The organism is Brachybacterium sp., from assembly GCF_036379615.1.
Lineage (GTDB): Bacteria > Actinomycetota > Actinomycetes > Actinomycetales > Dermabacteraceae > Brachybacterium.
The window spans coordinates 17,079-29,647 of record NZ_DASVGJ010000048.1 but is presented as its reverse complement, the minus strand read 5'-3'; the positions used below and the strand labels follow the sequence as shown (position 1 = coordinate 29,647).

Genomic DNA, 12,569 nt, shown 5'->3' with positions numbered 1-12,569 from the left:
GGCTCGACGACCCCGTCGCGGCCCCGGGTGCGGCACCGCGGGCGATCATCCTGTCCGACTCGACCGCGAGCGCGTACGAGGTCGAGCGTGCCCCGCGCGAGGGCTGGGGCATGCGCCTCGGCAGGGCGGCCGGCCTCGAGGTGCTGAACCGGGCCGTCTCCGGGCGGAGCTCGGTGAGCTTCCTCGCCGAGGGACTCCTCGACGGAGCTCTCGAGGAGATGCGGGCCGGCGATCTCGTGCTCATCGGCTTCGGGCACAACGACGCGAAGGACGATGAGCGCTTCGCGGACGTGCATCTCGCCTACCCGGCGGCGCTGCGGCGGATGATCGTGGGCGTGCGTGCACGGGGCGGCGTCCCCGTGCTGCTCACCCCGCTCGAACGACGCCGCTTCCAGGACGGTCACGCGGTGTCCACCCACGGCGGCTATCCGCAGGCGGTGCGGGCCCTCGCCGCCGAGGAGGCCCTGCCCCTGATCGATCTCTCCCGCCTCACCCTGGAGCTGTGGGAGGGGGACGGGGAGGAGACGTCGAAGGAGAGCTTCCTGTGGCTCGCGCCGGGAGAGTGGCCGGGCTTCCCGGACGGGGAGCAGGATGACACGCACCTCAGCGCCTCCGGGGCGACGCGCATCGCGGAGCTCGTCGCGGCGGGCCTGCGAGACCATGGACTCCTCGAATGAGCGCATCGCCGCTGGTCACGACACCGTTCACGGTGGACGGGGGGATGCTCCGGAGCATCCGCCTGCCCGGACGCGGCCCCGAGGTGCTGCATCTGCACGGGCTCGGCTGCCACGGGGCGGCGAGCTGGGCGCCCTTCGCGGTGCTCCGCGGCCGCGCCGCCCTCATCCCCGACCTGCCCGGGCACGGCCGCAGCGACGCCCCGCGCGACGTCGACTTCACCCTGCCGGAGATGGCGGAGGCGGTCGCCGCTGTGCTGCGCGCCGAAGCCGGCGGGCCGCGTGAGGTGCTCGCGCACAGCCTCGGCGGCACGATCGCCGTGCACCTCGCGGCCCGCCACCCCGAGCTCGTCTCGCGCCTGGTGCTCGTCGAGCCCGCGCTGGACGTGCACCCTCCCCGAGGTGAGGACATCGCTCTCGTGCCCGAGGAGGAGCTCGACCGCGGCGGTTTCGCCGCGCTCCTCGCGCGGGAGCTCGACTGGCGCCGGGCGGAGGTGCGCCTGACCGCCCCGCACGCCCTCGTGCGCTGCGCCCGCTCCCTGCAGGATGCGCACGCTCGCCGCACGAACGACCTGCTGGTGGGGCTGTCCACGCCGGTCCTGCTGGTGACGGGCGAGCAGCGCACCTATGAGCAGCAGACCCGCTTCGACGCCGCCGGGATCCGCAGCGTGCGCGTGCCGGGCGCCGCGCACTTCGTCATGCACGACGCGCCCGACGCCCTGCTCGCCGCCCTCGAGGACCCTGCCACCCGCTGACCGGGCGCGCGACCGGCGCTCCGGTCAGGGACGAGGAGCGGTGCTGCCCCGGATGACCAGGCTCGGGGCGACGAGCCTGGGCTCCCGGCGCTGCTCGCCGTCGATCTCCGCGAGCAGATCCCCCCAGAGAGCGTCGGCGAGCCCCTGGAGATCAACCGCCATGGTGGTCAGCGGCGGGGCGGAGTACCGGGCGAAGGCGATGTCGTCGAACCCGACCACGGAGAGGTCGCGAGGCACGGACACCCCGTCCTCGAGCAGCTTGCCCATGAGCCCGAGAGCGACCACATCGTTGAAGGCGATGACGCCGGTCGCACCGTGCGTCCGGACGGAGTCGGCGCAGCGGTAGCCGTCGTCGAAGCCGTGGCCGCAGGGCATCACGTCGATGCGCAGATCAGGGTCTGCCGCGCGGGCGGACTCGAGCCCGGCTAGGCGCTCCTGATTCGAGCGGGAGGACTCGGGGCCCGAGAGGAACAGCAGCCGGCGGTGCCCGAGCTCGCGGAGATGGGCGACGAGGTCGACGACTCCCTGCGCGTAGTCGACGCGCGCGACGACGGCCTGACCTCCCGTGGTCCGATTGACCACCGCGACCGGCTGCAGGGTGGGGAGCAGCTCGAGCATCTCGAGCCGGTCCATGCGAGGGGCGACGAGCACGATCGCGTCGGTGCGGTTGCGGATGTCGATGGCCGTCGACGACTCGAGGGACGCGTCCTCGAGCGTCTCGGCGACGAGCACCCGGTAGCCGGAGCCGGCGGCCGCGCGCTGCAGGCTGCTGAAGACCCGATGGAACATCGGATTGGAGAGGTCCGGGGCCACGACGCCCAGGGTCCGGCTGACACCGAGCGACAGAGAGCGGGCTGTCAGGCTCGGCCGGTACCCGAGCTCGGCGATCGACGCGCGGACGGTGTCGGCGATCTCCCGACCGACCGTCGGGCTGGCATTGATGACCCGGGAGACCGTCGCCTTGGAGACTCCGGCATGCTCGGCGATCTCCTTCATGGTGATATCGCGCTTCGGATGGGAACGCGCACGCCTGCCTGCCACGGTCGCTATGTCCTCACTGGTCGTCCCGCTGTCCGATCCGCCTGGGCGATCACCGACCGGTAGCTCTCGAAGTACTGGGCCCCGAGGAGGCGCTGACCCGCGGCGGTGAAGTGGGTCGAGCCGTCGTTGATGTGCCCCAGCGGCGGTGCCTCAGCATAGCCAGTGCGCGCCATCCGCTCCGGGGTCCGCGCCAGAGCATCGTGCACCCCTCGGTGATCGGGCTGGGCGAGCAGCCGCTCCCGGGCCATCTGCCCGACGAGGAACGGAGCCTCGGCCGCCTCCGGGATCTCGGCCCGGAAGGTGCTGATGAGCAGGTCGAGGTCTGCGGCGTAGTCCGCCTCGGGCCGCCCTCCGTCGCTCTCGCCCTGATGCCAGAGGACAGCGGCGATCCGCGGCTCCTCGCACCGTCCGAGGGCGAGGCGCACATGCTCGACGGCGCGGGCGAACAGATCGGGGGCACCGGCGAGCTCGTACCCGGGCAGCCAGACCCCGGGGTAGCTGCCGTGGCGCCGCATCCCGGTCCCGCCCAGGGTCATCGGCACGATCACGACCCGGTCGGTCGGCTCGAGGTCCGCGAGCAGCAGGGCGGCGAAGGGGCCGGCAGGCCCCAGACCTCCGGGCGGGTGGGCCCCGGCCGATGCGAGAGGTTCCCGCGCGGGCACCAGACGGCCCTCGTCCTGCCCGGAGGCCGGCACCGTGAGGATCCGGGGGTCACGGGCGTCGATGCCGTCGGGCTCGTAGTCGGTGTTCGAGCCGTTCGCGTTCGACTGGCCCAGCAGGACCACCAGGTGATCGGCCATCGCGATTCCTCATCCCTCTCGACCGTGGGCCCTCTGCGTCGGCCGGGGGCGAGCGACGGCGCACGTCGCGACGCGCCCGCGCTGACGACGCGAGCAACCGGTTACTCGCCATCCTCTCAGGCGGGCTGCGCACAGCGCAAGCGGTCTCGGCGGCCACGCTCCGGCATGCCGGGGTCCATGCGCGACCACCCCTTGACTTCCCCCTCGGCGCACCCCACACTCGACGGCGAGTAACCGGTTACTTGCATGGTGCTCCCGGTGGCCGCCTCGAGCGGAGGAGACCCTTCGCTCCGGTCGCGCCCCGGCCATGCTCCGCCGCCGCACCGATGCGGCGGCCGGTGCCGCCGCGCTCCGGGCCCTGCGCCCTCGTCCTCACCGAAAGGCCCACCATGATCTCCCGACGTTCCCTCCTGGCCGCCGCTCCCGCGACCGCGGCCGGCACCCTCGGACTCAGCGCCTGCGGCGGCAGCGGCGGATCCTCCCCGGAGGGCTCCCTGACGTGGACGGGCGTCTTCCACACGCCCACCACCCCCGAACCGGACGGGCCGATCGCCACCGCGCTGAAGGAGCACAGCGGGATCGACTTCGCCGTCGACTGGATCGCCGATGCCAACAAGGAGGAGAAGGTCAACACGATCCTCGCCTCCGGATCCCTCACGGACATCAGCGGACTGAACCCGCTCACCATGCCGTACGCGCGGGACGCCCTCGGCTCGGGTCTGTTCTGGGACGTCGAGGAGCACCTCGCCGACTTCGAGCACCTCGCGGCGATCGACCCGAAGGTGGTCGACGGCGGGAGGCTGGGCGGCGTCCTCTACGGCGTCCCCCATGAAGGGATCCTCGCCCGCTACGGGGTGCTCGTGCGCAAGGACTGGCTGGACCGCCTGGGCCTCGAGGTCCCGCACACCATCGACGAGCTCGCCGTGGTCGCCGAGGCCTTCACCACCGGGGATCCCACCGGCACCGGGCAGCAGACCGTCGGGATCCTGGACCGCGCCGAGAGCTTCCTGTGGGGCTTCCCCGAGTTCGCGGGCTACTTCGGCGCCGGCGCCTTCTTCGAGCTGAGCCCGGAGGGCACGGTGATCCCCTCCTTCACGACCGACGCCTCGAAGGAGGCGATGGAGTGGTACCGCGACGCCTACTCGAAGGGGTGGATCAACCAGGAGTTCGTCACGATGCAGAAGACGAATCAGGAGCAGGCCATCGCCCAGGACAAGGGCGGGATCGTCTTCACCGCCCTCTTCGCGGCCCAGACCTTCGCGAACATCGCCGACTCGATCAACCCCGACAGCGAGGTCGAGTGGGCGCTGGTCAACGACATGACCTACGGGGACGTCCCCCGCCGCATCGTCTCCGACACCGGCGGCGGCATGGGCGGGCTCATGTCGTTCTCCACCGAGGCGCTCCCGACGGTCGAGGACCTTCGCCGCGGCCTGGGCCTCATCGACTCGCTGCTCGCCCCGGAGGCGCTGGACCTCATGACCAACGGCATCGAGGGGACGCACTACGAGAAGGATTCCGACGGCGCCGTCACGATCACCGACCAGCCGCGCTGGGAGAAGGAGGTGCAGCCCTATGCCGGGATCCGGCCGTCGAGCAGCACGTGGTATCCCTCGACCAACGCCTACTCCAATCTGGCCAACGAGATGATGGAGGAGAACGCCCAGCACGCGGTCGTGAACATCGCCCAGTCCCTGGACTCCCCCACCTACGACTCGAGATGGGCCACCATCGAGAAGGCCGTCCAGGACGGCTGGAACAAGTACGTCACCGGCGCCCTCGACATGGCCGGTTTCGAGGCGGTGATCGACGACCAGCGGAAGCAGGGCCTCGACGACGTCATCGCCGAGTACACGGAGTCCTACGAGCAGACCGTCGGGTGACGGGAGAGCCCTTCGGAGGAGTCGAGGCACGAGGAGGCGCGCAGTCGGGTCCAGCCATCAGGCCGTCCAGCGAGGATCCCGACCCAGGAAGGCGAAGAACTGCTCCTGCTCCGTCGCATCCTCCGGCACGGGCTGCTGCTGCCCGAACTGGCCGCTGGGCCGCAGCTGCTCCTCCATGGCGCTCATGCCGGTGAACGCCGCATGCAGCAGATCCGGATCCAGGGTGTCGTCCTGGCCGGAGGACCGGGCCAGGTCCCAGGTGTGGAAGAAGACGTCGGCGGTGAAGACCTGGTCCACCACCTCCGGCAGCGGCCGATCCTGACCCGTATGGGGGTTGGAGTGCAGGATCGTCGCCGCGGCGGCGTCCGTCAGCAGCTCCTGGACCTGCGCATCGAGCGCGGTCCAGGCGCCGACGGGGTCCTCGTCGGCCGACGGCCCGCCCTCGAAGCGGACGCTCGATCCCGCCTCGACCATCGGGGGGAGCCAGCCGGCGAGGTGGCCGACGACGTCCCGGGCGCGCCACTCCTTCACGGGGGTGGGTGCGTCCCAGTCGGTGACGCCGTGGACGACCTCGGTGAACCGCGCGGCGATCAGGCGGTACTTCTCGGCGGGAGGGAGCTGGGTCAGCGGGGTGCTCACCGCGAGTCCGCCTCCGCCAGCAGCGCATCGAGCGCCGCATAGCCCTCGTTGATGCCGACGTCCATTCCGCTCTCGAGCATCTGGTTGCGCCCTTCGAAGGAGTCGAAGAGCGAGGTGGCGTGCAGGCGGGTCCAGCCGTCGCCGAGGTCCTCGAGACGCAGGGTCTCCAGGGAGACGGCCTCGGGCCAGCCGTCGTAGGTGAACGTCTGGACGATGCGGTCCTCGACGACCTCGTGGAAGCTGCCGTGGAAGGAGTACTCCTCGCCGTCCGGGCCGATGTTGACGAAGGCCCAGGCCCCGCCGGTGCGGGCATCCCAGTGCTCGATCCTGGTGGAGAGGTCCTTCGGGCCCACCCACAGCGCGTAGAGCTCGGGATCCGTGTGGGCGCGCAGCACCTGCCTCGGGGTGGCGTGGAAGTCGCGGGTGATGCGGATCAGGGGGACCTCGGCGTCGGCGTCGATCGTCGCGGTGGTGAGATGGTCGGTGGTGGTCATGGCGTGCGCTCCTCAGGGTCGGTGCTGCTCAGCTCGTGCAGGACGTCGTCGAGGCGGGACATGCGGGCCTCGACGGCGTGGCGGTGACGGTCGATCCAGTGGGTCAGCTCCCCCAGCACCTCGGATTCGAGGTGCACGGGGCGCCGTTGGGCGTCGCGTCGACGGGAGACGAGCCCGGCCGACTCGAGGACCGCGAGGTGCTTGCTCACGGCCTGCAGGGACATGTCGTAGGGGGCGGCGAGCTCGCCGACGGTGGCGTCACCGAGGGTGAGCCGGGAGACGAGGTCCCGCCGAGTGGGGTCAGCCAGGGCCGCGAAGGCCCTCGAGAGGGTGTCCTCGTCCATCCCGCCCCTTCGCCGCTCCTTCTCAACCATGTGGTTGATCACTTCGACGGTACGCCGCATCGCGCCCGTCGTCAACCTTTTGGTTGATGACGCGACCCCCGAGGCTCATGGCACCGTGTCCAACCAGTCCTCGACGACCTCTGCGACCTCGCCCGCGGCCTCGAGCGGCGCCAGGTGGCCGACGCCGGGCAGCACCGTGACCGGCGGATCCCCGGGCAGCAGGTCCTGCAGTCGTCGGGCCTGCTCGACCGGGATCCAGAGGTCCTCCTCCCCCCACCCGATGGAGACCGGGCAGCGCAGCACCCCCAGCGCCCGCGCCGCCGGCCTGGTGTGCTCGGGCACCAGTGACGCGATCTGGCGGTAGAAGGCCGGCCGGCCCGTCGGCGTGATCCAGGGGGCGAGCAGTGACTCGATCTGCGGGGCGCTCATCGGTCGGCGGGCGGCGCCGACGATGTACTCGCGCACCAGTGCGGCGTGGAGCGGCGCGGGCAGGGCGGCGAAGACCTCCTCGTGCTCGGCGACGAGACGGAAGAAGGGCGAGCCCCAGGGGTCGAGGGTCACCACGTCCCACAGCATCAGCGAGGCGTACTCGGCACCCTCGAGCAGGTGGGCGCGCAGTGCCACGGCGCCGCCGATGTCGTGGGCGAGGAGGTGCGGCCGGTCCAGGCCCCAGTGCTCGAGCAGGCGGGCGAGCCGCTCCCCCTGGGTCGCGAGGTCGACGGGGAGACCGGAGCCCTGGGCCGAGCGGCCGTAGCCGGGCATGTCCCACAGGTGCACGCGAAACCTCGCTCCGAGCGCCCGGGCGAGGGGAGCCCAGACCTCCGCCGACCAGGGCGTGCCGTGGCAGAGCACCAGGTCACCAGTGGACGGACCGCCCTCCGGGCCCCACTCGTACGTCGCCACGGGGACGCCGCCGAGGTCCACGAGGTCGGGAGCGGGCAGGGAGGGCGGCGGGATCGTCATGCTCGGGACGCTAAGCCTTCAGGTCGACCTGAGGTCAATGCCAGGATGGGGCCATGAAGATCTCCGACGCCGCCCGCGAGATCGAGGTGCCCGAGCACGTGCTGCGGCATTGGGACGCCGTCGGAGCCGTCTCCCCGGGGCGGACGGCCGCCGGCCACCGCGACTACACCTCGGAGGACCTCCATCGACTGCGGGTGCTGCTCGCCTGCCAGGAGGTGGGGATGAGCCTCGCGGAGATACGGCAGGTCCTTCACCGTGACGAGCCCGGGCGCCTCGAGGTCATCGCCCGCCGGCGCGAGGAGCTCCGAGCGCAGCGGCAGCAGCTCGAGGAGGCGGAGCGGTTCCTCGCGCACGTCGCCGGGTGCCAGCATGACCTGCTCACTCGCTGCCCGGACTGCAGCCGCTACCCCGACCTCACTCCCCCAGCTGCAGCTCCACGGTCGCGAAGGAGTGCGGCGGCAGGGTGACCTCCAGCTGGCCCTCGCGCTCGAGCTTGCGCACCGTCTCGAGCGGGCGCGGCGCGACGGCGTCGGGCCGCTCAGGAGTGTTGTGCGCTGCGGAGGTCTCCCCGGTGAGCACGGTCGCCACGTGCCCGGTGACGGCACGGCCACGCAGATCCAGCACCAGCGTGCGCTCCTCGGCGTGGTCCAGGTTCGACAGCGACACCAGCGCCGTCGACCCCGCGGTGGAGGCCGAGGCGGAGAGCATCGGCAGCGCACGGCCGTCGACCTCGGCGACCTCCTCGGGCAGCAGCACGTGGGCGGCGAGCGCACGGGCGTCCTGGTGGCCCTTGTTCATCGCGAACACGTGATAGGTCGGCGTGAGCACGAGCGCCCCGGTCTCGGGATCGGTGAGGATCATCGCCTGCAGCACGTTCACGGTCTGGGCGATGTTGGCCATGATCAGTCGGTCCGCGTGACGGTGGAAGCCGTCGAAGTGGATCGAGGCCACGAGCGCATCGCGCACCGTGTTCTGCTGGTACAGGAAGCCGGGGTTGGTACCGGGCTCGACGTTCCACCAGGTGCCCCACTCGTCGAACACCAGCCCGACCTTCTTCTCCGGGTCGTGGTGGTCCATGACGGTGGCGTGCCGGGAGACCAGCTCCTCGGCGTGGGCGGCGCGCGAGAGGGTGCGGTACCACTCCTCCTCGGTGAACTCGGTGGCGCTTCCCTTGTCCTGCCAGGGGCCGGACATCGTGTAGTAGTGCATCGAGATGGCCTGGAAGGGGCCGGCCGCGCGCATGAGCGCCTCGGTCCACGCGTAGTCGTGGTCGCTCGCCCCGGCCGCGATGCGGGTGACCGTGTTGCCCCCGTGGTCGCGCACGTAGGTGGAGTACTGGCGGGCCAGCGCCGCGTAGTCCTCGGCGCGCATGTTCCCGCCACAGCCCCAGGCCTCGTTGCCGATGCCGAAGTAGGGCACCTTCCACGGCTCGTCACGGCCGTTCTCGCGGCGCAGGGACGCCATAGGGGAGTCGTCGGCGCGGGTGAGGTACTCGATCCACTCGCTCATCTCGGCCACGGTCCCGGAGCCGACGTTCCCGTTGACGTACGCCTCGGTGCCCAGCAGCTCGACGAGATCCATGAACTCGTGGGTGCCGAAGGAGTTGTCCTCGACGATGTCGCCCCAGTGGGAGTTCACCATGCGGGGTCGCTGCTCGCGCGGGCCGATGCCGTCCTTCCAGTGGTAGTCGTCGGCGAAGCAGCCGCCGGGCCAGCGCAGGTTCGGGATGCTCAGGGCGCGCAGCGCCTCCACCACGTCATCGCGGATGCCGCGGGTGTTCGGGATCTCCGAGTCCTCGCCCACGTAGAAGCCCTCATAGATGCAGCGGCCGAGGTGCTCGGCGAAGTGGCCGTAGAGGTGGCGGCTGATGGTGGCGCCGGGCAGGTCGAGGTCGACGACCACCCGGGCGGGGCCGTCGGTGCGGGCGGCCGACGGGCCGGTGGAACCGCTGGCGCGGGAGCCGGGGGTGGCACTCGTGAGCACGGAGGTGAGGTCGGGGGCGAGGGTGGGGACGGCGTCGGTCATGGGTGCTCCTGGGGTGAGGGGACGACGAGGGTGCGGGCCGACGGGCCGGCCGGTCGACGAGGAGCCGGCCGGCACGTCGGCCCCATGCGTCCCGCCGGCCACGGCCGGCCGGCGGGACAGTCGGGGTCAGGCCGCAGGGCGGGAGAGCCGCACCAGCGACCAGGAGATCTCGGGCAGGGAGCCGACCAGCCGGCCGCCCTCGACGCGGATGTTCTCGTTCGGCTGCGGCGTCACGGTGTCCGGGGCGTCCTTGGAGTTGGCCGCGTAGGGGTCCTCGTGGTGGAGCGTCACGGCCTCGACCAGCTCGAGCTCACCGAAGGCGGAGAGGTCGGCGTCGAGGTCCAGCGCGTCCTGGTTGCCGCGGTTGACGACGAAGACGGCCAGGTCCCCGGACTCCTCGTCCCAGGTCGCGACGGCGTCGGCCGCGGAGCTGGTGCCGAAGCGGGCGTTCTCGAAGGTCGGGGCGGCGAGCCGCACATCGAGCACCTCGCCCTTCGCGTGCTGCGAGGTGAGGGCGAACGGATGGAAGGTGGTCTGCTTCCAGGCCGCACCGCCGGGCTCGGTCATGATCGGGGCGATCACGTTGACGAGCTGGGCGAGGGAGGCCGAGGCGACGCGGTCGCTGTGGCGCAGCAGGGAGATCAGCAGGTTGCCCACGACCACCGCGTCCATCGCGTTGTAGGTGTCCTCGAGCAGCACGGGCGCGACGGGCCAGTCGTCACCGCTCGGGGGGCGGGACTCGGCGCGGTGCTGGTACCAGACGTTCCACTCGTCGAAGCTGATCATGATGCGCTTGTCGCGCTTGAGGGTCGCGCGGACGTGATCGGCGGTGGCCACGACGGCGTCGATGAACTGGTCCATGTCGTCGGCCGAGGCCAGGAAGGAGGCCTGGTCGTCGTCCTTCTCCGAGTAGTAGACGTGGGCGGAGATCATGTCCACGTGGTCGTAGGCCTCGGTGAGCACGGCCTTCTCCCAGGCGCCGAAGGTGGGCATCTGGGAGTTCGAGGAACCGCACGCGATGAGCTCGAGGTCCGGATCCTCCTGACGCATGGCCCGGGCCGTCTCGGTGGCCAGGCGCGCATACTCCTCGGCGGTCTTGTGGCCCGTCTGCCAGGGGCCGTCCATCTCGTTGCCCAGGCACCACATGCGGATGCCGTGGGGCTCGGGGCTCCCGTTCTCGGCGCGCTGGTCGGACAGGGCGATGCCCTGCGGGGCATTGGCGTACTGGAGCACGTCCAGCGCCTCCTCGACCCCGCGGGTGCCGAGGTTGATCGCATACATCGGCTCGACCTCCGCCTTCTTCGCCCAGGCCATGAACTCGTCCAGACCGACCGTGTTGGGATCAGTGGAGTGCCAGGCCAGGTCGTGGCGGGCGGGGCGCTGCTCGACCGGGCCGACGCCGTCCTCCCAGCGGTAGCCGGAGACGAAGTTGCCGCCCGGGTAGCGCACGGAGCTCACACCGAGCTCGCGGGTCAGCGCGAGGACGTCGGTGCGGAAGCCGTCCTCATCCGCCGTCGGGTGGCCCGGCTCGAAGATGCCGGAGTAGACGCAGCGGCCGAGATGCTCGACGAAGGCGCCGAAGGTGCGCCGACGCACGGGGGCGACGCGGAAGGCGGGGTTCAAGGTGAGGGTGACCTGCGATGACATCGGTGTCTACGTCCTTCGGGAGGGAGCGGCACCGGTGCGTCCGCCGTGCGGCGACGACCGGTTCTACAACGTTGCAGAAACTCTTCCACAGGGTGGCGGCGACGTCAACGAGCATCCATCCGGACGGGTCGGTGTGACCTGTGCGAGCCCTCCGCCGCGGACGAGCCGTCGGTGCGAGAATCGACCCCATGTCCCTGCGCTCCTCCTCCGGTCAGCGGCGTCCGCCCTCGCTGCGGGACGTCGCCGAGCTCGCGGGCGTCTCGATCAAGACCGTCTCGAACGTGGTCAACGACTACCCGCACGTGAAGGACTCGACCCGGGAGAAGGTGCGCGAGGCGATCCTGCAGGTGGGCTACCGCCCGCAGGTGGCCGCTCGGCAGCTGCGCACGGGCGCCTCCAAGATGATCACCCTCGCGGTGCCCTCCCTGGCCTTCTCCTACTTCTCCGATCTGGCCCAGCACTTCATCGACGAGGCCCAGCGCCGCGGACAGACCGTCGTGCTGCATTCGACCTCGGCGGGCCGCGAGGCGGAGCGCACGGTGCTCGAGGGCTTCGACCAGGCGTTCGGCGACGGCGTGATCTTCAATCCGCTGCTGCTGGAGGAGGAGCACTTCGCGCGGATGCAGCGCACCACGCAGCCCACGGTGTTCATCGGGGAGCACCTGCCCGAGCAGCTCCCCGCAGGCTGCGACTACGTGCGCATCGACAACCGCGCCGCCTCCTTCGAGGCCACCTCGCACCTGCTCCGGGCCGGCCGCCGACGCCTCGCCTTCATCGGGAAGATCGACACCGTCCAGGGGCTGCAGCCTCACAGCTCCGGCACGCTGCGCCGCGACGGCTTCCTCGCCGCCCTGCGCGAGCACGGCCTGCCCACCGACGACGTCGCGATACAGGCCGTCGCGGCATGGCACCGGCCCGACGGCTTCGCCGGCGCGACCGCGCTGCTGGAGCGGATGCCGGAGGTGGACGGGATCGTCTGCGGCAACGACGAGCTGGCGATCGGCGCGCTCGCCGCACTGCGGCGACGGGGACGGAGGGTCCCTGAGGACGTCGCGGTGACCGGCTACGACGACACCCCCGACGCCCCCTACTCCTCACCCCCGCTCACCACCATCTCACCGGACAAGCCGGCACTGGTCCGCACCGTCCTGGACCTGCTCGGTGAGAGGATCCAGGGCCACGACGGCCCGCCGCGCCTGGTCGACACCCCCTACTCGCTGGTCGTGCGCGGTTCCACGCCCGCGACCGCTGAATCCACCGCCGCCGCCCTGTCCCCCGCCGACGCCCCCGAGAAGGAATGACGC

The 12,569-nt window shown here is 71.5% G+C and carries 13 protein-coding genes; 5 read left to right on the top strand and 8 right to left on the bottom strand.

The window, feature by feature from the left end; all coding sequences use genetic code 11:
• Both VF289_RS09345 and VF289_RS09340 read left to right on the top strand, forming a co-directional pair.
• The coding region (locus VF289_RS09345) for a rhamnogalacturonan acetylesterase (protein WP_330883374.1) at positions 1 to 677 on the top strand (677 nt) is incomplete at its 5' end.
• Positions 674 to 1,429, top strand: coding sequence for an alpha/beta fold hydrolase (locus tag VF289_RS09340; protein WP_330883372.1), 756 nt, complete (start codon positions 674 to 676; stop codon positions 1,427 to 1,429). The genes VF289_RS09345 and VF289_RS09340, both read left to right, overlap by 4 nt.
• Positions 1,430 to 1,453: 24 nt before the next feature.
• Here VF289_RS09340 and VF289_RS09335 read toward each other — a convergent pair whose 3' ends face one another.
• Both VF289_RS09335 and VF289_RS09330 read right to left on the bottom strand, forming a co-directional pair.
• Positions 1,454 to 2,425 (bottom strand): LacI family DNA-binding transcriptional regulator, encoded by a 972-nt coding sequence (locus tag VF289_RS09335; protein WP_330883370.1) that lies wholly within the window; start codon positions 2,423 to 2,425, stop codon positions 1,454 to 1,456.
• 50 nt (positions 2,426 to 2,475) lie between these two features.
• Positions 2,476 to 3,270, bottom strand: a complete 795-nt coding sequence (locus VF289_RS09330; protein ID WP_330883368.1) for a sialate O-acetylesterase — start codon at positions 3,268 to 3,270, stop codon at positions 2,476 to 2,478.
• Positions 3,271 to 3,659: 389 nt separating this feature from the next.
• Here VF289_RS09330 and VF289_RS09325 point away from each other — a divergent pair, with 389 nt between their 5' ends.
• The gene (locus tag VF289_RS09325; protein WP_330883366.1) at positions 3,660 to 5,153 is read left to right on the top strand and encodes a hypothetical protein; all 1,494 of its coding nucleotides are present in this window, start codon (positions 3,660 to 3,662) and stop codon (positions 5,151 to 5,153) included.
• A 57-nt stretch (positions 5,154 to 5,210) separates the two neighbouring features.
• Here the strand turns inward: VF289_RS09325 and VF289_RS09320 are convergent, their stop codons facing one another.
• From VF289_RS09320 to VF289_RS09305, 4 genes are read right to left on the bottom strand one after another with little or no spacing between them, the layout of a single operon-like run.
• A complete protein-coding gene (locus VF289_RS09320) occupies positions 5,211 to 5,792 on the bottom strand; it encodes a TIGR03086 family metal-binding protein (RefSeq protein ID WP_330883364.1) in 582 nt (193 codons plus the stop codon).
• Positions 5,789 to 6,286: an SRPBCC domain-containing protein gene (locus tag VF289_RS09315; RefSeq protein WP_330883362.1), complete on the bottom strand. Its 498-nt coding sequence runs from the start codon at positions 6,284 to 6,286 to the stop codon at positions 5,789 to 5,791. The genes VF289_RS09320 and VF289_RS09315 overlap by 4 nt, the downstream gene beginning before the upstream one ends.
• Positions 6,283 to 6,690: a metalloregulator ArsR/SmtB family transcription factor gene (locus VF289_RS09310; RefSeq protein ID WP_330883360.1), complete on the bottom strand. Its 408-nt coding sequence runs from the start codon at positions 6,688 to 6,690 to the stop codon at positions 6,283 to 6,285. The genes VF289_RS09315 and VF289_RS09310 overlap by 4 nt, the downstream gene beginning before the upstream one ends.
• Positions 6,691 to 6,735: 45 nt before the next feature.
• Positions 6,736 to 7,593 (bottom strand): alpha/beta hydrolase, encoded by an 858-nt coding sequence (locus VF289_RS09305; RefSeq protein WP_330883358.1) that lies wholly within the window; start codon positions 7,591 to 7,593, stop codon positions 6,736 to 6,738.
• A 53-nt stretch (positions 7,594 to 7,646) separates the two neighbouring features.
• Between VF289_RS09305 and VF289_RS09300 the strand changes: the two genes are divergently transcribed.
• Positions 7,647 to 8,060: a MerR family transcriptional regulator gene (locus VF289_RS09300; protein WP_330883356.1), complete on the top strand. Its 414-nt coding sequence runs from the start codon at positions 7,647 to 7,649 to the stop codon at positions 8,058 to 8,060.
• On the opposite strand, the gene VF289_RS09295 is transcribed toward VF289_RS09300, so the two are convergent.
• Together VF289_RS09295 and VF289_RS09290 are read right to left on the bottom strand one after the other, a co-directional pair.
• Positions 8,008 to 9,618, bottom strand: coding sequence for an alpha-N-arabinofuranosidase (locus tag VF289_RS09295; protein WP_330883354.1), 1,611 nt, complete (start codon positions 9,616 to 9,618; stop codon positions 8,008 to 8,010). The genes VF289_RS09300 and VF289_RS09295 overlap by 53 nt on opposite strands.
• 126 nt (positions 9,619 to 9,744) lie before the next feature.
• Positions 9,745 to 11,265 (bottom strand): alpha-N-arabinofuranosidase, encoded by a 1,521-nt coding sequence (locus tag VF289_RS09290; RefSeq protein WP_330883352.1) that lies wholly within the window; start codon positions 11,263 to 11,265, stop codon positions 9,745 to 9,747.
• A 188-nt stretch (positions 11,266 to 11,453) separates the two neighbouring features.
• On the opposite strand from VF289_RS09290, the gene VF289_RS09285 reads away from it, so the two are divergent.
• Positions 11,454 to 12,566, top strand: a complete 1,113-nt coding sequence (locus VF289_RS09285; RefSeq protein ID WP_330883350.1) for a LacI family DNA-binding transcriptional regulator — start codon at positions 11,454 to 11,456, stop codon at positions 12,564 to 12,566.
• Positions 12,567 to 12,569: the final 3 nt, after the last annotated feature.